The organism is Pseudomonas putida (assembly GCF_050990305.1).
In the GTDB taxonomy this organism is placed as follows: Bacteria; Pseudomonadota; Gammaproteobacteria; order Pseudomonadales; family Pseudomonadaceae; genus Aquipseudomonas; species Aquipseudomonas putida_AH.
This window is the reverse complement of the sequence record NZ_CP158817.1, coordinates 4,886,294-4,906,318: the sequence shown is the minus strand read 5'-3', so window position 1 is coordinate 4,906,318 and position 20,025 is coordinate 4,886,294. Positions and strand designations below refer to the sequence as shown.

Below are 20,025 nucleotides of genomic sequence, written 5' to 3'. Positions count from 1 at the left end.
GCGTCCACCTGCGATTCTGTAGGAGCTGGCGAAGCCTGCGATCTTTTGATCTTGATTCAAGACCGATTCAACAACCCCTGCACATACTCCACAAACGCCCGTGCCTTGGCGCTGACCATCCGGCCCGTGGGAAACACCGCCCACAGGTCTTGATTGGGCAGCGTCCAATCGGCCATCACTTCCCTGACCGAACCGTTGGCCAGTTCCGGCGCAAACATCCACTCGGACGCCATGGTCAAGCCCTGATGCGCTAGCACGGCTGCGCGCAGGCCCTCGGCGGCGTTGACGCGGATCCTGCCGCTGACGTTCACCGATTGTTCTTCGCCGGCCTTCTTGAATGACCAGGTGGCTCCGCCACCCAAGGAGTAGACGATTGCCTGATGTTCACTCAAATCGTTGGGGCAGGTGGGTTCACCATGTCTGTCAAAATAGGCAGGAGTGCCCAGCACCACGCGCCGGCATTCGGCAATCTTGCGAGCCGTGAGGCCGGAGTCGCTCAAGGTGCCCATGCGCAGTGCAACGTCGATGCCTTCTTCCACCAGATTGACGTGGCGGTCATCGAGCATCAGGTCAATGTTGAGTTGCGGATGCTGCTCTAGAAACGGTCCCAGGCGCGGGACGATGTGCTGCCGGCCAAACGTCACGGCAGCGCAGACGCGCAGGTTGCCGCTCAGGCCGCTGGCCGAACCGCGAGCAGCGCTGTCGGCCTCATCGGCTTCTTCGATGGCGCGTTTAGCCCGCTCGAAAAACGCCAGGCCGGCTTCAGTGGGCGTCAGGCCTCGGGTCGAGCGCAGCAACAGTCGGACGGCAAGCCGCGCCTCCAATTGAGCAATGGTTTTCGACACGGCGGGCTGACCGATATTCAGGCGCCTGGCTGCAGCGGAAAACGAGCCGGTTTCCACCACGTAGACGAAGGTTTCCATTGCGGCGAGACGGTCCATCGTGGGTCCTTTTGCAAATGAAATTGTGGGAGCGGGCTTGCTCGCGAAGGCGTCAGGTCAGCCAACAACTATGTTGAATGTTACGCCGCCTTCGCGAGCAAGCCCGCTCCCACAGGGTTGAGTGTCGTTCATGAGAATTACGGTCGACACAATAACCTGTGCAAGCGGGGCTCTGTGACTTGGGCTACTCAACGGGGTCGAGTATGTCCAGTGCACGGTTCACCGAGATTTCCGACATGCTCATGATCAGGTGAACGCCTAGCAAGGTGTTGCGGCCGGGCCCAGTCTCCCGGTCTGCCAGGTCCATGGTGATCACGCAGGCTGAGGCCAGTGTCGCTCGTCGTTTCTGGCGGATGCGGCGATGGAGAAGTTGGTTCGGTCGTAGGAGCCGGCTTGCTGGCGATAGCGATGTAGCAGGCGGCCCCATTATAGAAGGAGGCGCCGCCATCGCCAGCAAGCCGGCTCCTACCGATCAGGCCGCTGCCAGGGAAGGTGCTTTGGAAACACTCAAGAACCGCACCAACGCCACCAACGGAAACGCACTGCCCACCACCACAATCCACAACCAGCCACCCTGTTCGTACACCACACTGGCCACAGACGAGCCGAAGGCGCCACCGATGAAGATGCTGGTCATGTACAGCGCATTCAGGCGGCTGCGGCTTTTTGCATCCAAGGCGTAAACGGCGCGCTGGCCGAGGACCATGTTCATCTGCACGCAGAAATCCAGGACCACGCCGGTCACGGCCAGGCCGATGACGCTGTAGGCCGGATGAATGAAGGCCGGCAGGAAGCTCAGGCTGGCGAACAACAGCGCCAGCAAGGACGCGATGCGGGTGTGGCCGGCATCGGCCAGGCGACCGGCGATGGGCGCGGCGATGGCACCGATCGCCCCGACCAGCGCGAAAATCGCGATCTGTGATTGCGACAAGCCGTGATTGCGCGCCAACTCCAGCGGTACTGCGGTCCAGAACAGGCTGAAGGTGGCGAACATGCATCCCTGGTAGAACGCGCGCTGACGCAACACCGGTTGCTTGCGCAGCAGCGTCCACAGCGAGCCGAGCAGCTGCCCATAGGTCGCGCTGTGATCAGGCTTGTGTTTGGGAATGGTCACCGCCACCACGATACTGATCGCCACCATCAACAGCGCCGCGAAGATAAACATCGCCCGCCAGCCAAAGTGATCGGCGATGACGCTGGACACCGGTCGCGCCAACAGAATGCCCAACAGCAGCCCGCCCATGATCCCGCCGACCACTCGGCCACGAGACTCTTCCGGTGCCAGGTGCGCGGCCAGCGGAATCAGGATCTGCACCGACACTGAGCTGAAGCCCACCAGCAGGGAAACCAGCAAAAACACATTCGGCTGATCAGTGAATGCCGCGCCCAGCAGGCTGGCAATCGCCACCAGGTTGGTGATGATCATCAAGCGGCGGTTTTCCAGCAGATCGCCCAGCGGTACCAGGAAGAACAGGCCCAGTGCATAACCGATCTGGGTCAGCGAAACGATGAAGCTGGCCAGGCTGTTGCTCAGGCCGACATCCGGCGCGATCAGGCCGATGATCGGCTGCGCGTAATAGAGGTTGCCCACGATCGCACCGCAACAGAAGGCGAACAGCAGCACCATGCTTCGGGTCATTGTCACGGTGCCATGGGGCACCTGAGTCGCTGGATTCATAACGTGTCTCGCTGAGCAGAAGAGAATGCGTGCAGGCTAAAGGCCCGACCGGTACGGCAGAAGAGGGATTGAGGTGATAGCAGTCATTCCATTGCGGAATGAGTGACGAACGCGCGTGCCGTTTGCCGGTGAGCGTTGCGTCGAAAAATCATCGGCCGATGATACATTCACTTACATCTTGTTCGATAGCGTGCTTATGTTCTCTTTCCCGTTTCATCACAGGCAGGCATTTTCCATGAATGCGATGTTTCGTCTCCTCGTTCGCGGCGTTTCACTGGTCACGCTGGTTGGCTTGTTCAGCGCCGGGCTGGCCCAGGCTGAAGATGCACCGGGCATGCGTATTGGTGTGCGCGGCGAAATTACCGGTGTGAGTCCCGACGTGCTGAAAGTCCACGTCAACAGCGGCGAGAACGTGGTGGTCAACCTGACCAAAGACACCAAGGTCCGCGCCGTCACCCTGGCCAATATCGAAGACATCAAACCTGGCAGCTACATTGGTTCGGCCGCCATTCCTCAAGAGGATGGCAGCCTGAAGGCGCTTGAAGTCCATGTCTTCCCGCCTGAGCTTGCAGGCAGTGGCGATGGTCATCGGCCTTTTGACTTGGTCAAGGGCAGCAGCATGACCAACGGCAGCGTCGGCGATCTGGTGGTCAGCAATGGCCGGGTGTTGACCGTGAACTACAAGGGCGGCCAACAGAAGATTCTGGTGCCGGAAGACGTGCCCATCGTCAACCTGGTGCCGGGGGATCGCAGCTTGCTGAAGGTGGGCGTCAAGATCGTTACGTTCGTGACCCAGAGCGCTGACGGCACGCTCACTGCTCAATCGATTTCCGCAGGCAAGGACGGGGTAACGCCACCGATGTAATGGCGTGCCGAGATTCCTGTAGGAGCGAGCCTGCTCGCGATTGCGGTGTGTCAGTCGAAATTAATGTTCACTGATATACCGCCATCGCGAGCATGCTCGCTCCTACCAGTTATCCGAAGAAATGCCAGCATTTTGCTGGCGACTAAAATCTACTGGGGGATCACTTCAACGCGTCCTTACAAAGCGGGAGTATCACGATGAAAATCGTATCTTCGCTGGCGTTGGTGGTAGCGGTTGGGACGATCTCCGGGTGTTCGACAGTGCCTGATAGTCAGGTCACCAACGTTCCCCTGAACGCTACTTCCATCAATACCGGGAACATCGCCCGGCCAATCATGATGCCCGATGGTCATGGGACCATGTTCTGGTTTGCCATCAGTGGCGAGCCCATGGGCAGCGGATTACCCGGTCGATTGCAGGCCTACATCTATCCGGGAAGTTGTACAAGCCTGGGGGCGAAACCCGCCTATGACCTGAACGACGGCCCGAATGCACGGTTCTATTCAGGCGCGTCGCACCAGTACTTCTGGAAAAGTGCACCGGTCGCCGTCGAGACCCTTCGAGCGGGTGGCTATGCGTTGGTGGTGCGCGAAAGCCCGGCCGATGGGAACCAGGCTATTTTTTGCGGCAATCTAACCTGAACCCGAACCCTGTAGGAGCTGCCGAAGGCTGCGATCTTTTGATCTTCGCTTTTAACAAACAAAATCAAAAGATCGCAGCCTGCGGCAGCTCCTACAGTTGATCGGGGGCTCTACAAAAAAGGCGACCTCTTCAGGTCGCCTTTTTCATGCTGAGCGCTTACTGGGCGTAAATCTGATCGAAAACCCCGCCATCATTGAAGTGGGTTTTCTGCACGGTGCGCCAGTCGCCGAAGGTCTTCTCGACCGACAGGAAGTCGACTTTCGGGAAACGGTCGGTGTACTTGGCCAGCACGGCCGGGTCACGCGGACGCAGGTAGTTGGCGGCAGCGATTTCCTGGCCTTCCGGCGACCACAGGTACTTCAGGTATTCCTCGGCGGCAGCGCGAGTGCCTTTCTTGTCGACGGTTTTGTCGACAACCGATACCGGTGGCTCGGCTTCGGCGGAGACGCTTGGGTAGATCACTTCGAACTGGTCGCGTCCGAACTCGCGGGCAATCATTTCCGCTTCGTTCTCGAAGGTCACCAGCACGTCGCCGATCTGGTTGGTCATGAAGGTGGTGGTGGCGGCGCGGCCACCGGTATCGAGCACCGGTGCCTGTTTGAACAGCTTGCCAACGAACTCCTTGGCCTTGTTCTCGTCGCCGCCGTTTTTCAACACGTAGCCCCAGGCCGACAGATAGGTGTAGCGGCCGTTACCCGAGGTTTTCGGGTTAGGCACGATCACTTGCACGCCATCCTTGAGCAGGTCCGGCCAGTCTTTCAGGGCTTTGGGGTTGCCCTTGCGCACGATGAACACGGTGGCCGAAGTGAACGGCGCGCTGTTGTTCGGCAGGCGCGTGACCCAATTGTCCGGAACCAGTTTGCCGTTGTCGGCCAGGGCGTTGATGTCGGTGGCCATGTTCATGGTGATCACGTCAGCCGGCAGGCCATCGATGACAGAACGTGCCTGTTTACTCGAACCGCCGAAAGACATCTGCAGGATGATGTTTTCATTGTGCTCGGCTTGCCAGTGCTTCTGGAACGCCGTGTTGTAGTCCTTGTAGAAATCGCGCATCACGTCGTAGGAAACGTTGAGCAGGGTCGGTGCGGCCTGGGCCATGCTGGTCAGGGCCAGGCCAGCGGCCAGGAGTGAGGCGCCAAAGAGTTTTTTCACTGCCAATTCCTTGTTCTTGCAGGCGCTGCCGCACCACCACTGTAGGAGCGAGCATGCTCGCGATGGACGTCAACGATGACGCGGGCTGTCTGAATGCACGCGTTGTCCAGACGGTTTTCGCGAGCATGCTCGCTCCTACAGGTGTTTCGGCAATTCCTACGGGTTTTGTGTAGGGGCGATACCAATTTGCCAGCGACTATAACTGGGCTCTCATAGTCCTTTTAAAGACTAAAAAGCTCTTTGCTTATTCCAGTTTTTTAAACAATGCATTGCCGCAACGAGAGCAGAACGCAGCGCCATGTTCGTGGCTGTTTTTTCGGCACACCGGGCAGTCGTGTAGCAGTTGCTCGCCACGCATGGTGTTGGCCAGTTCGGCGGTGAAGATCCCGGTCGGCACGGCAATGATGGAGTAACCGGTGATCATCACCAGCGACGAAATCACCTGACCCAGTGGGGTCTTGGGCACGATGTCGCCATAACCCACGGTGGTCAGCGTGACGATGGCCCAATAGATGCTTTTGGGGATGCTGGTGTAACCGTGCTCAGGACCCTCGACCACGTACATCAGTGTGCCGAACACCGTCACCAGGGTGCAGACGCTGAGCAGGAACACGAGGATTTTCTGCTTGCTGCCGCGCAGGGCATCGAGCAGGTAATGGGCTTGTTTGAGGTACGGGCTGAGTTTGAGCACGCGGAAAATCCGCAGCATCCGGATGATCCGGATAATCAGCAGGTACTGGGCATCGGCGTAGTACAGCGCGAGGATGCCGGGCACGATGGCCAGTACATCCACCAATCCGTAGAAACTGAAGGCATAGCGCAAGGGCTTGGGCGAGCAATACAGCCGCAGGATGTATTCGCCAAGGAAGATCACCGTAAAGCCCCACTCGATGTACGCCAGCACATCGGCGTAGTTCTTGTGGATGGTGTCGATGCTGTCGAGCATCACGACCACCAGGCTGGCGAGGATGATCAACAGCAAAATGCCATCGAAACGCCTGCCAGCCTTGGTGTCGGTCTGGAAAATCACGACGTAAAGCTGTTCACGCCAATCTTTGCTTCTGTCCATGGATAACGCCTGACTCGATGATCAGCGCAGCCTAGGTTGATTCTCCCCTTGAGCGCAAGGCGCGGCGTCGACTGTGGTTTTGCCGAGCATCGCAATGCCGGCGCGGATCAGCCAGCAGGCGAGAATGAAGGGCGCGGTGAGCGTGGCCAGACCGGCAGCGGCAAACAGCGGAGTCAGCAACAGTGCCAGAACGATGCCCAGCAGTGGCAACCAGGGTTGCTGGCGCTGTGCACTGAAGGCGAGGGCGGCCAACACGGCGTTATAACCGCCCAGGCCGAGCAGAGCTGGGCCGGTTTCGTGGTGCAGCAGGCTGGAGCCGAGGCCGAGGATCGAGGCAATCAGCGCCCAGCAGAACGCACGGCGGTCGGCGATCAGCAAACCGGCGGCAATCATCGCACCGGCCAGCGGATGGTCGAGGAACATCACCTGGCCAATACCCTTGAGCAAAGCGGCCAACAGATTCGGGGTGTTCAATTCAATCAAGGGTGTTGCCACCGAGGGCGCGGCGAAACACAGCAGCAACCAGCTCAGACCCACGAAGGGCGCGGTGTAAGCGGGTACGTATTGATTGACGCGCACGCGCTTGAGCCACTGTTGAGTGATCATCGCACTCAAGCCGCCGACCGCCAGAATCAGCAGCGGCATCATCGCCGACCAGGGGAAATACAGGCTCATCAACAGGCCGAGCAGTACGCCGTTATAGCTGAACAGCCCGGCCTGGCGATCAGCCTTGGCGTAGTTGCGCCGTTGCGCGGTGAGCAAACCGGCGACGCCCCCCAGCAACGCACCGCCAAGCAAGGCGGGTGCGGTGAACAGGATGGCCGAGAGACATAGCAGTCCACACAGCGGATTGCGCTGGAGGAAAATTTGACTGAAACCGTTGAGCAAAGCCTCGGCCCAGTCGGGGCAGTGGGTGTTGAAGTGATTGGCAGGCATGATGAAATCTGGGGGCAGTGGAAAATCAAAGGTGTCGCACAAACCTGTGGTGAGGGGATTTAGCGAAACGTCGCACCGCCCCGTTGGGCTGCGAAGCAGCCCTTAAGTGGGTCAATGCGGTTTCTCTTTGGACCCCGTCATTCTCCAGCGACTGCTGCGCAGTCGAACGGGGATAAATCCCCTCGCCACAGGTGTTACTTCTCACATCCAGCGTGATTCTTAGATCAACGTCTCGATACGCAGAGAGTTAGTCGATCCCGGCTGCCCAAAGGGCACACCCGCGGTGATCAATAACGTATCGCCGCGTTCGGCCATGCCTTGGGCCTGGGCAATTTCCAGCGCGGTGGAACACACTTCATCCACCTGACGCAGACGATCATTGACCACCGAATGCACGCCCCAGGCCACGGTCAGGCGGCGAGCGGTCTGCAAATTCGGCGTCAGGTTGAGGATCGGCACCGTCGGCCGTTCCCGCGCGGCGCGCAAACTCGACGCGCCCGATTCGCTGTAGTTCACCAGCACCGCCACCGGCAGCACGTTACTGATACGGCGGATCGCGCAACTGATCGCATCGGAAACCGTGGCTTCGGCTTTCGGCCGGCTGACGTCCAGTTGTGTCTGATAGTCCGGGCCGTTTTCCACCTGGCGGATGATCTTGCTCATCATCTGCACGGCTTCGAGCGGGTATTCGCCGGACGCGGTTTCCGCCGACAGCATCACCGCATCGGCACCTTCGGCTACGGCGTTGGCGACATCGGTGACTTCGGCGCGGGTCGGCGCGGGAGAGAAACGCATCGATTCGAGCATTTGCGTCGCTACCACCACCGGTTTACCGAGCTGACGGCAGGTGCTGATGATGTTTTTCTGGATCTGCGGCACGCTTTCCGCTGGAACTTCCACACCCAGGTCACCGCGAGCGACCATGATCGCATCGCTCAATTCGGCGATTTCCTGCAGCTGAGTGACCGCCGAGGGCTTCTCGATCTTGGCCATCAGGAACGCTCTGTCGCCGATCAGTGCTCGGGCTTCGCGGATGTCGTCCGCGCGTTGCACAAACGACAGCGCCACCCAGTCCACGCCCAGTTCCAGGCCGAAGCTCAAGTCACGGCGATCCTTGGCGGTGAGCGGGCTCAGGTCGAGCACCGCTTGCGGCACGTTCACGCCTTTGCGGTCCGACAGTTCGCCGCCGTTGAGCACGGTGGTGTCGATGGCGTCGGCGTACTTGGTGACCACCCGCAGGCGCAGCTTGCCGTCGTCCAGCAACAGGTCCATGCCCGGCTCCAGGGCGGCGATGATTTCCGGGTGCGGCAGGTTGACCCGGCGCTCATCGCCCGGCGTGGCATCCAGGTCCAGACGCAACGCCTGACCGCGTACCAGTTGCACCTTGCCCTCGGCGAACTTGCCCACCCGCAGTTTCGGGCCTTGCAGGTCCATCAGAATGCCCAACGGATAATTCAATTGGTGTTCGACTTCACGGATCCACTGATAACGCTGGGCGTGGTCGGCATGATCGCCGTGGCTGAAATTCAGGCGGAAGATGTTGACCCCGGCCTGCACCAGCTCACGGATATCGTCGATCCCGTCGATGGCTGGGCCCAGGGTGGCGAGGATTTTGACCTTTTTGTTGGGCGTCATGGTGTTGGGCTCTCGAGAATCAGAATGGCGCGGAAGTCGTTGACGTTGGTGCGGGTCGGCTCGGTGACGATCAGTGCGTCCAGCGCCTCGAAGTAGCCATAGCCGTTGTTGTTGTCCAACTCGTCGCTGGCGCTCAGACCCAGGGCGGCGGCGCGGGCGTAGCTGTCTGGCGTCATGATGGCGCCAGCGTTGTCTTCGGAACCGTCGATGCCATCGGTGTCGCCGGCCAGGGCGTAGACGCCGGGCAAGCCCTTGAGGCTGTCGGTCAGGCTCAGCAGGAATTCGGCATTGCGTCCGCCCCGGCCATTGCCGCGTACGGTGACGGTGGTTTCGCCGCCCGACAGAATCACGCAAGGCGCCGCCAGCGGTTGACCATGCAGCACCACCTGACGGGCGATGCCGGCGTGGACTTTCGCCACCTCGCGGGATTCGCCTTCCAGGTCGCCGAGGATCAGCGGACTGAAACCGGCCTGACGGCATTTCACCGCCGCCGCTTCCAGTGACTGTTGTGGGCGGGCGATCAACTGGAAGTGACTGCGGGCCAAGCTTGTATCGCCGGGTTTGACGGTTTCCGATTCCGGGCTTTGCAGCCAGGTACGTACCGAGGCCGGCACTTCGATGTTGTAGCGCTTGAGGATCGCCAGCGCTTCGGTCGACGTACTTGGGTCGGCCACGGTGGGGCCGGACGCGATGACCGTGGCGAGGTCGCCCGGTACATCGGAAATCGCATAGGTGTACACAGTTGCAGGCCAGCAGGCTTTGCCCAGGCGTCCGCCCTTGATCGCCGAGAGGTGCTTGCGCACGCAGTTCATCTCGCCAATGGTGGCGCCGGATTTGAGCAGGGCCTTGTTGATCGTCTGCTTGTCGGCCAGGGTGATGCCGGCGGCTGGAAGGGCCAGCAGCGCTGAACCGCCACCGGACAGCAGGAAGATCACGCGGTCGGACTCGGTCAGGTTGCTGACCAGTTCGAATACGCGCTTGGCGACGGCTTGGCCAGCGGCGTCCGGTACCGGGTGCGCGGCTTCGACTACTTCGATTTTTTCGCAGGGGGCGCCGTGACCGTAACGCGTCACCACCAGACCGGACACTTCACCCTGCCAGCAACGCTCGACCACCTGAGCCATGGCGGCCGCGGCCTTGCCGGCACCGATGACGATGACCCGACCGGTGCGATCGGCAGGCAGATGGGCTTCGAGGACTTGCTGCGGATGGGCCGCGTCGATGGCTGTGGCGAACAGCTCGCGCAGGAATTGTTGCGGATCGACCGACATGGCGGGCTCCCGGAATTCTTGTTATTGGAAAGGCTTGTAGGAGCCGGCTTGCTGGCGATCCGGGTCACGCGGTTTGCCATGCGCACCGCGGTGATGTCATCGCCAGCAAGCCGGCTCCTACGGGGACAGCGTGTTATTTATCGCGGATCGAGAAGTTCGCCATGTGCTCCAGGCCCTTGATCAGCGCCGAGTGGTCCCAGTTGCTGCCACCGATGGCCGCGCAGGTGCTGAACACTTGCTGGGCGTTGGCGGTGTTGGGCAGGTTGATGTTCAGTTCCTTGGCGCCTTGCAGGGCCAGGTTCAGGTCCTTCTGGTGCAGACTGATGCGGAAGCCTGGATCGAAGGTGCCCTTGATCATGCGCTCGCCGTGTACTTCCAGAATCTTCGACGACGCGAAGCCACCCATCAGCGCTTCACGCACCTTGGCCGGGTCGGCACCGTTTTTCGAAGCGAACAGCAGCGCTTCGGCTACGGCCTGGATGTTCAGCGCGACGATGATCTGGTTCGCCACTTTTGCGGTCTGACCGTCGCCATTGCCACCGACCAGGGTGATGTTCTTGCCCATGGCCTGGAACAGCGGCAGGGCGCGTTCGAAGGCATCGGCATCACCGCCGACCATGATGCTCAGGGTCGCGGCCTTGGCGCCGACTTCACCGCCGGACACTGGTGCGTCGAGGTACTGCGCGCCTTTTTCGTTGATCTTGGCGGCGAAGGCCTTGGTGGCGGTCGGCGAGATCGAGCTCATGTCGATCACCACTTTGCCCTTGCCGATGCCGGCAGCGACGCCATCGGCACGGAACAGCACGTCATCGACCTGCGGGGTATCCGGCACCATGACGATGATGAATTCGGCTTCCTGGGCGACTTCTTTCGGGTTGGCCAGGGCGACGGCGCCAGCGGCAACCAGATCGGCAGGCGCGGCGTCGTGGTGCGCGGACAGGAACAGGCTGTGACCGGCTTTCTGCAGGTTCGCCGCCATTGGGTGGCCCATGATGCCGGTGCCGATAAATCCGATTTTAGCCATGAGAAAATCCTCTTTTTATTGCTTTGATCGCAAAATTCGTGGGGTGTCAGCGAGGGCGCCTTCGCGGGCAAGCCTCGCTCCTACAGGCATCCCCGATCCCGTAGGAGCGAGGCTTGCCCGCGAAGAACGATGACGCGGTCTCGGGTCAGATCGCGTTATGGGTCTTGAGCCAGCCCAGGCCTGCTTCGGTGGTGGTCAGCGGCTTGTATTCGCAGCCAACCCAGCCCTGATAACCGATGCGGTCCAGGTGTTCGAACAGGAAGCGGTAGTTGATTTCACCGGTGCCTGGTTCGTTGCGCCCTGGGTTGTCGGCCAACTGGATGTGGTTGATCTCGCCCAGGTGCGATTGCATGGTGCGGGCCAGGTCGCCCTCCATGATTTGCATGTGATAGATGTCGTATTGCAGGAACAGGTTGGCGCTGCCGACCTGTTCGCGAATCGACAGGGCTTGCGCGGTGTTGTTCAGGTAGAAGCCCGGGATGTCGCGGGTGTTGATCGCTTCCATCACCAGTTTGATCCCCGCCGCCTGCAGCTTGTCGGCCGCGTACTTGAGGTTGGCGACGAAGGTCTTTTCCACGGTGGCATCGTCGACGCCTTGCGGGCGAATACCGGCCAGGCAGTTGACCTGGGTGTTGCCCAGCACTTGTGCGTAGGCGATGGCCAGATCGACACCGGCGCGGAACTCTTCAACACGGTCCGGCAGGCAGGCGATACCACGCTCACCCTTGGCCCAGTCACCGGCCGGCAGGTTGAACAGCACTTGGGTCAGACCATTGGCATCAAGCTTGGCCTTGATTTCCGCGGAGCTGAAATCGTAGGGGAACAGGTATTCGACACCACTGAAGCCGGCCTTGGCGGCCGCTTCGAAACGGGCGAGGAAGTCCTGTTCGGTGAACAGCATGGACAGGTTGGCGGCGAAACGCGGCATGGTGGTCTCCTGTAAATCTTTTGTAGGTCCCTTGTAGGAGCCGGCTTGCTGGCGATTGCAATCTGTCAGTGAGATCAATGTTGATTGATTCACCGCCATCGCCAGCAAGCCGGCTCCTACAGGTGGAGCGATCGGCTGTTAATCGAGCAACGAAATCGCAGTTGGTGCGTCGTTGCCGACCAGCGCCAGGTCTTCGAATTCGTTGACGGCGTTGATCTCGGTGCCCATGGAAATGTTGGTCACGCGCTCCAGGATAATCTCGACGATCACCGGCACCTTGAACTCTTCGATCATTTCTTCGGCCTTGCGCAGGGCAGGGGCGATGTCAGCCGGTTCGAACACGCGCAGCGCCTTGCAACCCAAGCCTTCGGCCACCGCGACGTGGTCGACACCATAACCGTTGAGTTCCGGTGCGTTGAGGTTATCGAAGGACAACTGCACGCAGTAGTCCATCTCGAAACCACGCTGCGCCTGACGGATCAGGCCCAGGTAGGAGTTGTTCACCACGACGTGGATGTACGGCAGCTTGAACTGCGCGCCCACCGCCAATTCTTCGATCATGAACTGGAAGTCGTAGTCGCCCGACAGCGCCACAACCTTGCGGCTCGGATCAGCCTTGACCACGCCCAGCGCTGCCGGGATGGTCCAGCCCAATGGGCCTGCCTGACCGCAGTTGATCCAGTGACGCGGTTTGTAGACGTGCAGGAACTGCGCGCCGGCAATCTGCGACAGACCGATGGTGCTGACGTAGCAAGTGTCCTTGCCGAACACCTGGTTCATCTCTTCGTAAACGCGCTGCGGCTTGACCGGCACGTTGTCGAAGTGAGTCTTGCGTTGCAGGCTGGATTTGCGCTGCTGGCAGTCTTGCAACCAGGCGCTGCGGTTTTTCAGCTTGCCGGCGGCTTGCCATTCGCGAGCGACTTCGATGAACACGGTCAGCGCGGCAGCGGCGTCGGAAACGATGCCCAGGTCCGGGGTGAACACGCGGCCGATCTGGGTCGGTTCGATATCCACATGAATGAACTTGCGGCCTTCGGTGTACACGTCGACCGAACCGGTGTGACGGTTGGCCCAACGGTTACCGACGCCCAGAACCACGTCAGATTTGAGCAGGGTGGCGTTGCCGTAGCGGTGCGACGTCTGCAAGCCAACCATGCCGACCATCAGCGGGTGATCGTCTGGAATGGTGCCCCAGCCCATCAGGGTCGGGATGACCGGGATGCCGGTCAGCTCGGCGAACTCCACGAGCAGGTCGCTGGCATCGGCGTTGATGATGCCACCACCGGCCACCAACAGCGGACGCTCAGCCTGGTCCAGCATCGCCAGGGCTTTTTCCACCTGAACGCGGGTCGCGCTTGGCTTGGCCAGTGGCAGCGGCTGGTAAGCGTCGATATCGAATTCGATTTCCGCCATTTGTACGTCGAACGGCAGGTCGATCAGCACCGGGCCTGGACGGCCGGAGCGCATTTCATAGAAGGCTTTCTGGAACGCGTAAGGCACCTGGCCCGGTTCCAGAACGGTGGTCGCCCACTTGGTCACCGGCTTGACGATGCTGGTGATGTCGACAGCCTGGAAGTCTTCCTTGTGCATACGGGCGCGGGGGGCCTGGCCGGTAATGCAGAGGATCGGGATCGAGTCGGCCGAGGCGCTGTAGAGCCCGGTGACCATGTCGGTGCCGGCAGGGCCGGAGGTGCCGATGCACACGCCGATGTTGCCGGCCTTGGTGCGGGTGTAGCCCTCGGCCATGTGCGACGCGCCTTCAACGTGGCGAGCGAGGACGTGATCGATGCCGCCGACTTTTTGCAAGGCAGAGTACAGCGGGTTGATGGCGGCACCGGGGATGCCAAAAGCGGTATCGACCCCTTCACGGCGCATCACCAGAACGGCGGCTTCGATTGCTCTCATTTTGCTCATGGTTTTGTGCCTCTTTACGTTTTGTAATTGTATACAAGTGGCTTTGCGCTGAGTGTATTCACGGTGGACGGCGCAGGTCAATCCATTTTCTCAAGCGGTCGTTTCATTCGTCTTAAGCCCGATTCACTGTGGCTTTTCGTCGCATGTGGCGCTTTTCCATAATTATTGTATACAAAAAAATAATCCATTGTGTTCTATTTGTTGCATGTGGCTGCGACACAAAGAAGCAGCCCAACGGCTTTCCGAAAAACAAAATGAGGACGGCACCATGAGCGCTTTAACCTTGAAAGTCGCAGTCAAACTGGTCGATGAGGCCATCAACGCTGGGCGGGCCATTTCGGCTGCGCCCCTGACCATCGCGGTTCTGGATGCCGGCGGGCATCTGGTCACCTTGCAACGTGAGGACGGCGCCAGCCTGCTGCGCCCGCAAGTCGCCATCGGCAAGGCTTGGGGCGCCATCGCCCTGGGCAAGGGCTCACGCCTGCTGGCGCTGGACGCACAACAACGCCCGGCCTTCATCGCCGCGCTCAATAGCATGGGGCAAGGCAGTGTCGTGCCGGCACCGGGCGGCGTGCTGATTCGCGATCAGGCGGGGATTGTGCTGGGGGCGGTGGGGATCAGCGGGGATCTGTCGGATGTGGATGAGCAGTGTGCGATCAATGCGATCGAGGCACTGGGGTTGAGGGCGGATGCTGGGGTAGTGGCTTGATTAATAGTTGATTGATCCACCGCTTTCGCGAGCAGGGATTGACTTGTACTGTAGATCCACTGTGGGAGCGAGCTTGCTCGCGAAGGCATTCTTTCAGACATATCAAGCTATAAAGTCTGGATGACCGTCTGGAAGTTCCAGGACTAGCCTTTTCATGTTTTATTCATGAGAGAGGCAAAGGAATGCCTGATTCAGCCGCTTCACATCGATTGAGAACGGGTCGCTATGCGGAGCCCAATCGAATCTATCTACTGACCACCAACACACTTCATCGAGAGCCAATTTTTGCGGATCTCAATTTGGGTCGGTTGGTTGTTCATCAATTTCGCCAAGCACAACACTCGGGGCTAGTAGGCTCTCTGGCGTGGGTAGTTATGCCCGATCACTTTCACTGGCTAATCGAATTGCAGCGGGGATCACTCAGTGAGTTGATGCAAAGGACAAAATCCTTAAGCACCAAGGCGATCAATCTGTCCACTGGTCGACAGATCAGTGTGTGGCAGCAAGGCTTTCATGACCGAGCGCTGCGTCGTGATGAAGATTTGGTAAAAATGGCTCGATACATTGTGGCCAACCCGCTAAGGGCTGGGTTGGTTGAGCGCTTGGGCGACTATCCGCTGTGGGATGCCATATGGGTTTGAACTGATACCGAGTTGCCTTCTTCGCGAGCAGGCTCGCTCCCACAATAGATCTGCAGTGCAAGCCAATCCCTGCTCGCGAAGGCTGCACCGCGGTCTTTCAGTCCGGCTCACACCCCTTGAGCACCAACCGAATGATCGTCTGCGCCGCCGCTTCATAATCCGCCTCGTCCAGCTTCTCTTTGCCGGTGATCGCAGTGATTTGCCAGTCGAAGTCGGCATAGGTCTGGGTTGCGGCCCAGATGCTGAACATCAGGTGGTTGGGGTCGACGCGCGCGATCTGCCCTTTGTCGATCCAGGTCTGGATGCAGTCGATGTTGTGCTTGGCCTGGCTGTTGAGCTGTTCGACCAGGTCGGCGCTCAGGTGCGGGGCGCCGTGCATGATTTCGCTGGCGAACACCTTGGAAGCAAACGGCAGGTCACGGGAAATGCGGATCTTGGAGCGGATATAGCCACTCAAGACTTCGCTGGGCACGCCATCGGGATTGAAAGGCGTCGAGGCCTGCAGAATCGGCTCGATGATGCTTTCCAGGACCTCTCGGTAGAGGTTTTCCTTGGACTTGAAGTAATAGTAGACGTTGGGCTTGGGCAATCCCGCCTTGGCTGCGATGTCGCTGGTTTTGGTCGCAGCGAAGCCCTTGTCGGCAAATTCTTCACTGGCGGCACGCAGGATCAGTTGTTTGTTGCGCTCGCGGATGGTGCTCATAAACCAGGTGGTTCCTTGCCTGTACTGGCGGTTGCGCATGGTAGCACCGGCCTTCGGCGGCGCTCAAGAATGCTCCGTGCGGCGCACGGCCGCGCTATGCTTCACGGCATTCATTCCAGAAGGAAACAAGGTTCATGGCAGGAAGCAGTTTGCTGGTGCTGATCGACGACATCGCAGCCGTGCTGGACGATGTGGCGTTGATGACCAAAATGGCCGCCAAGAAGACCGCAGGCGTATTGGGCGATGATCTGGCGCTCAATGCCCAGCAGGTCAGCGGCGTGCGCGCCGAACGGGAAATCCCCGTGGTCTGGGCGGTGGCCAAGGGTTCGTTTATCAACAAATTGATCCTGGTGCCTTCGGCATTGGCCATCAGCGCGTTCATTCCCTGGCTGGTCACGCCATTGTTGATGCTCGGCGGCGCCTATTTGTGCTTCGAAGGCTTCGAGAAACTCGCCCACAAGTTTCTGCACGGCAAGGCTGAAGATCACGCCGAACATGCCGAGCGGGTCGAGGCGGTGGCGGACCCGGCGGTGGATCTGGTGGCGTTCGAGAAGGACAAGATCAAGGGCGCGATCCGTACAGACTTCATTCTTTCGGCGGAAATCATCGCCATCACCCTCGGTGTCGTGGCTGAGTCGGCTTTGGCTCAACAAGTCGTCGTGCTTTCGGGGATCGCCATCGTCATGACCGTCGGGGTTTATGGGTTGGTGGCGGGTATCGTCAAGCTCGATGATCTGGGATTGTGGCTGACCCAGAAGCCCGGACAGATGGCCAAAAACATCGGCAACGGGATTTTGCGTGCCGCACCCTACCTGATGAAAAGCCTGTCGGTGATTGGCACGGCGGCTATGTTTCTGGTGGGCGGTGGCATCCTCACCCACGGTGTGCCGGTGGTGCATCACTGGATTGAACGTGTCAGTGCAGGAGCGGGCGGTGCCGGGTTTGTCGTGCCGACATTACTGAACGGGCTGGCGGGGATTGTGGCGGGGGCGGTGGTGTTGGTTGCGGTAATGGCAGCCAGCAAAATCTGGAAAGCGCTAAAGGATTAATTGCGGCACATTACAAACTGTAGGAGCGAGCCTGCTCGCGTAGACGGAGTGTCAGTCGACATCAAAATTGACTGACGGACCGCTTTCGCGAGCAGGCTCGCTCCTACAGCGTTTTGTGATTGCCGTAATTACTCGGCGATCTGCAATTTGCGTGACTCGGTGTACACGTAGCGCACTTTCTCGTATTCGAACGGCGAGTTCAGCTGACCATAGCGGAAGCTGGTCTGGTAGCGCTTGTCGATGCCACGCAGTATCCAGACCTCCGGATGGTTGGAGCTGACTTCGGCTACGTTCAGGAAGTTGATTGCATTCTCGGCGCTGAAGTCGACCACCAAGCCACCCGTATCACGCAGGTTCGAAGGACCGAGGATTGGCAACACGAAGTAGGCGCCGGCCGGTACACCATAGAAGCCCAGCGTTTGGCCGAAGTCTTCGTTCTGGCGCGGCAGGCCCATGGCGGTGGCCGGGTCCCACAGACCGGCAATACCGATGGTGGTGTTGAGCAACAGCCGGCCGGTGATTTCCATCGAGCGTTCGCCCTTGAACTGCAGCAGGCTGTTGAGCAGGTTCGGTACGTCACCCAGGTTGTTGAAGAAGTTGCTGACACCCGTGCGCAAGAAACTTGGGGTGACATAGCGATAGCCGTTGACCACTGGCAGGAATACCCATTGGTCGAACCGGTAGTTGAAGTGGTAAACACGGCGGTTCCACTCTTCCAGCGGGTCGTAGACGTTCAGTGCGCTTAGGGTCGAGCGCTCGAACTCGCGCTGATCCAGCCCTGGGTTGAACTTCAGTTTGCTCAAAGGCTCCTTGAAACCGTCACTGTCGACGACCACGGGGGCGTCGGCTTTGCTGTTGTCGGCATTGGCAGCGCTTGCACAGAGTAACGCGGCGATAAGCAGGAGGTATTTAGCCACGGAAGAACTCCAGCATGGCGTCGCTGTTGACGCGGTAGTTAAGGTTGCCGCAGTGGCCACCCAGCGGGTAAACGGTCAGGCGATCGCCAAAGGTCTTGCGCAGGAAACCCAGGTCGCCCGGGCCGAGGATCACATCGTCGGCGTTGTGCATGACGGCAATTTTCGGGCTATTGCGCAGGTAATCCTCCAATGCATACAGACTCACCTGGTCGACCAGTTGCAGCAGACTGCCGCCGTCGGTACGAGCACGCCACATCGGGATGACCTGTTCGGTGATGTAGCAGTCGAAATCGCACTGCAGCGCACGCTTGAGGAACGGCGTGAGGCTGCTGCCTTCGGTGATAGGGGTTTTCGGCGGAGTGATGAGGCCGCGACGGTTGATCAAGTCCGAGGTGAAGGCGATGTCGGCGGCCGAGAAGCGGAACGAAGTGCCGATCAGCATGGCCATCTGTTCGTTGCTCAGGTGTTGCTTGGACTGCTGGAAGTCGTAGAGCAGTGCATCGTTGAGGTCGATGTAACCCTTTTGCTGGAAGTAGCGGGTCAGCTTGTTCAGCACCAGTTCATAGAAGGTGGTGGTGTTAGTGATGCCCTTTACTTCGGTCTGGACCAGCCTGTCCAGATTGGTGATCGAGGTGTACAGGTTGACCGGCGGATTGAGCAGCAGGACTTTCTTGAAGTTGAAGCTGCGGCGGGTTTCATCCAGGTGCGCAACGAATGCCGCGTCCAGGCCGCCGAGGCTGTAGCCCGTCAGGTAAAAATCGGTGACCGGCAGTTTGGGGTTCTGTGCCCGCACGGCTTGCATCACCCGATACATATCTTCGGCGTCGTCCTTGCTGATGCCGGGTGTGGCAAAGCGCGATGCGGCACTCATGAAGTCGAAACTGGTGGGCGATGACAACTGCACCACATGGTAGCCAGCCTTGTAGTAAAGCTTTTTCAGGTATTCGTTAAGACTGCTGTCGTAGCGCGCGCCTGTGCCGGCGATCAGGAAGATCAACGGTGCGGCTTTATCCTGGGTGGCGATGCGATAGGTGAGTTTTTTTACTGGCCAGAAGTTGTCGGGCAAATCGAACTGACGCTCTGGCCGCAAGGTGACGCTGCGATCCGATTGATTGATGTCGTCATCCAGCGGCAGGTCCGGACGCAAATCCGGTGGCGTGGTGGCGATAGTCGCCTCGAACGGGTTGGTCAGGGGATAGCCATAACTGGCGGCGTCGATGTCGACTGCCAGTGCGGACGCACTCAAGATAAGGCCGCTGAACAGCGCGGCGAAGCGCAAGGATCGGAGCATGACTAAATCCCTTAGAAAAGGTGCCGAATGAAGTTCGCAGGCTATGACCAGTGGATTTGCGCCAAAGTGCCACGCATCGGCACCAAACAGGCTTAATTCTGAGTAATAGTAGCTGGACGATACACTTTGCAGCGATTGAATGGCCAGTTAACTGTTGTTAGTGCTTGCGTAAGGATGTCGGGCGATTAAGCTGGCCGCCGTTTTTGTTTATTGGAGTGCTCCATGTCCCGTCGTCTGCCCGTGATTCTGCTGCTCGTATTAGTGCCGTTATGGCTAGCCGCCAGTTATGGTGCACGTTATGGCTTCATGGAAGATGCAAAGTGGGTGGGCATCTGCGTGGACGACGCGAGCCGCTGGGAGTGCCAGGTCCGTTCGAACCTGGGGCTGATGATTCACTTCGCAGTACTTGGCTGGGCGGCATTGGCTGCTGCAGTAATCGGTTTTGTGATACCGGGGCGGGGAGGGTGGTGGCTGGCGGCATTGGCGCTGGCTTTCGGGTTGCCGGCGCTGGCGTTGTACAACACGACACTGGCGGTGTTTGCGGTGGTGATTGCGGGGTTGCGTTTGGTCCGGGCGCCCTGCCGTGCCTGACAATACGATTCGCGGGCCAGCCTCGCTCCTACGGTGAACGCCGCAATATCACCGTAGGAGCGAGGCTGG

At 59.6% G+C, this 20,025-nt stretch carries 20 protein-coding genes; 6 read left to right on the top strand and 14 right to left on the bottom strand.

What is annotated here, in order from left to right; translation table 11 throughout:
- Positions 1-56: 56 nt before the first annotated feature.
- The 3 genes from ABTV22_RS22090 to ABTV22_RS22080 all read right to left on the bottom strand — a co-directional run bounded on the left by ABTV22_RS22090 (position 57) and on the right by ABTV22_RS22080 (position 2,619).
- Entirely contained in the window at positions 57-941 is an 885-nt protein-coding gene (locus ABTV22_RS22090) for a LysR family transcriptional regulator (protein ID WP_433736587.1), read from the bottom strand.
- A 184-nt stretch (positions 942-1,125) separates the two neighbouring features.
- A complete protein-coding gene (locus tag ABTV22_RS22085; RefSeq protein ID WP_433736586.1) occupies positions 1,126-1,248 on the bottom strand; it encodes a hypothetical protein in 123 nt (40 codons plus the stop codon).
- A gap of 165 nt (positions 1,249-1,413) precedes the next feature.
- Positions 1,414-2,619, bottom strand: a complete 1,206-nt coding sequence (locus ABTV22_RS22080; protein ID WP_433736585.1) for an MFS transporter — start codon at positions 2,617-2,619, stop codon at positions 1,414-1,416.
- A gap of 235 nt (positions 2,620-2,854) precedes the next feature.
- Here ABTV22_RS22080 and ABTV22_RS22075 point away from each other — a divergent pair, with 235 nt between their 5' ends.
- The gene (locus ABTV22_RS22075; protein WP_433736584.1) at positions 2,855-3,484 is read left to right on the top strand and encodes a hypothetical protein; all 630 of its coding nucleotides are present in this window, start codon (positions 2,855-2,857) and stop codon (positions 3,482-3,484) included.
- Positions 3,485-3,681: 197 nt separating this feature from the next.
- Positions 3,682-4,125: a hypothetical protein gene (locus ABTV22_RS22070; RefSeq protein WP_433736583.1), complete on the top strand. Its 444-nt coding sequence runs from the start codon at positions 3,682-3,684 to the stop codon at positions 4,123-4,125.
- Positions 4,126-4,282: 157 nt separating this feature from the next.
- Here the strand turns inward: ABTV22_RS22070 and ABTV22_RS22065 are convergent, their stop codons facing one another.
- From ABTV22_RS22065 to gcl, 8 genes are all read right to left on the bottom strand, one after another.
- Positions 4,283-5,278 carry a sulfate ABC transporter substrate-binding protein gene (locus ABTV22_RS22065; RefSeq protein ID WP_433736582.1) on the bottom strand — a complete coding sequence of 332 codons (996 nt, stop codon included), beginning with the start codon at positions 5,276-5,278 and terminating at the stop codon, positions 4,283-4,285.
- Between the two features lie 244 nt (positions 5,279-5,522).
- Positions 5,523-6,347 carry an ion transporter gene (locus ABTV22_RS22060; RefSeq protein WP_433736581.1) on the bottom strand — a complete coding sequence of 275 codons (825 nt, stop codon included), beginning with the start codon at positions 6,345-6,347 and terminating at the stop codon, positions 5,523-5,525.
- Between the two features lie 21 nt (positions 6,348-6,368).
- Positions 6,369-7,283, bottom strand: coding sequence for an urea transporter (locus ABTV22_RS22055; protein ID WP_433736580.1), 915 nt, complete (start codon positions 7,281-7,283; stop codon positions 6,369-6,371).
- A 219-nt stretch (positions 7,284-7,502) separates the two neighbouring features.
- Positions 7,503-8,918 (bottom strand): pyruvate kinase, encoded by a 1,416-nt coding sequence (pyk, locus tag ABTV22_RS22050; RefSeq protein ID WP_433736579.1) that lies wholly within the window; start codon positions 8,916-8,918, stop codon positions 7,503-7,505.
- On the bottom strand, positions 8,915-10,189 hold the full coding sequence (locus ABTV22_RS22045) for a glycerate kinase type-2 family protein (RefSeq protein ID WP_433736578.1): 1,275 nt from the start codon (positions 10,187-10,189) through the stop codon (positions 8,915-8,917). Before ABTV22_RS22045 ends, pyk begins: the two co-directional genes overlap by 4 nt.
- Positions 10,190-10,322: 133 nt before the next feature.
- Positions 10,323-11,213, bottom strand: a complete 891-nt coding sequence (locus ABTV22_RS22040; RefSeq protein WP_433736577.1) for a 2-hydroxy-3-oxopropionate reductase — start codon at positions 11,211-11,213, stop codon at positions 10,323-10,325.
- Between the two features lie 145 nt (positions 11,214-11,358).
- Complete coding sequence (gene hyi / locus ABTV22_RS22035; protein ID WP_433736576.1) at positions 11,359-12,141, bottom strand: hydroxypyruvate isomerase; 783 nt, start codon at positions 12,139-12,141, stop codon at positions 11,359-11,361.
- A 138-nt stretch (positions 12,142-12,279) separates the two neighbouring features.
- Positions 12,280-14,055 carry a glyoxylate carboligase gene (gene gcl / locus ABTV22_RS22030; protein ID WP_433736575.1) on the bottom strand — a complete coding sequence of 592 codons (1,776 nt, stop codon included), beginning with the start codon at positions 14,053-14,055 and terminating at the stop codon, positions 12,280-12,282.
- Positions 14,056-14,323: 268 nt separating this feature from the next.
- On the opposite strand from gcl, the gene ABTV22_RS22025 reads away from it, so the two are divergent.
- A complete protein-coding gene (locus ABTV22_RS22025) occupies positions 14,324-14,764 on the top strand; it encodes a GlcG/HbpS family heme-binding protein (protein WP_110964324.1) in 441 nt (146 codons plus the stop codon).
- 182 nt (positions 14,765-14,946) lie between these two features.
- Complete coding sequence (locus tag ABTV22_RS22020) at positions 14,947-15,405, top strand: REP-associated tyrosine transposase (RefSeq protein ID WP_433736574.1); 459 nt, start codon at positions 14,947-14,949, stop codon at positions 15,403-15,405.
- Between the two features lie 97 nt (positions 15,406-15,502).
- Here ABTV22_RS22020 and ABTV22_RS22015 read toward each other — a convergent pair whose 3' ends face one another.
- A complete protein-coding gene (locus ABTV22_RS22015) occupies positions 15,503-16,108 on the bottom strand; it encodes a TetR/AcrR family transcriptional regulator (protein WP_433736573.1) in 606 nt (201 codons plus the stop codon).
- 134 nt (positions 16,109-16,242) lie between these two features.
- Here ABTV22_RS22015 and ABTV22_RS22010 point away from each other — a divergent pair, with 134 nt between their 5' ends.
- A complete protein-coding gene (locus ABTV22_RS22010) occupies positions 16,243-17,157 on the top strand; it encodes a DUF808 domain-containing protein (RefSeq protein WP_433736572.1) in 915 nt (304 codons plus the stop codon).
- Between the two features lie 128 nt (positions 17,158-17,285).
- On the opposite strand, the gene ABTV22_RS22005 is transcribed toward ABTV22_RS22010, so the two are convergent.
- Together ABTV22_RS22005 and ABTV22_RS22000 are read right to left on the bottom strand one after the other, a co-directional pair.
- Positions 17,286-18,074, bottom strand: a complete 789-nt coding sequence (locus ABTV22_RS22005; protein WP_433736571.1) for an MlaA family lipoprotein — start codon at positions 18,072-18,074, stop codon at positions 17,286-17,288.
- Entirely contained in the window at positions 18,067-19,365 is a 1,299-nt protein-coding gene (locus ABTV22_RS22000; protein WP_433736570.1) for a serine/threonine protein kinase, read from the bottom strand. The genes ABTV22_RS22005 and ABTV22_RS22000 overlap by 8 nt, the downstream gene beginning before the upstream one ends.
- Positions 19,366-19,587: 222 nt before the next feature.
- Here ABTV22_RS22000 and ABTV22_RS21995 point away from each other — a divergent pair, with 222 nt between their 5' ends.
- On the top strand, positions 19,588-19,956 hold the full coding sequence (locus ABTV22_RS21995) for a hypothetical protein (protein ID WP_433736569.1): 369 nt from the start codon (positions 19,588-19,590) through the stop codon (positions 19,954-19,956).
- Positions 19,957-20,025: the final 69 nt, after the last annotated feature.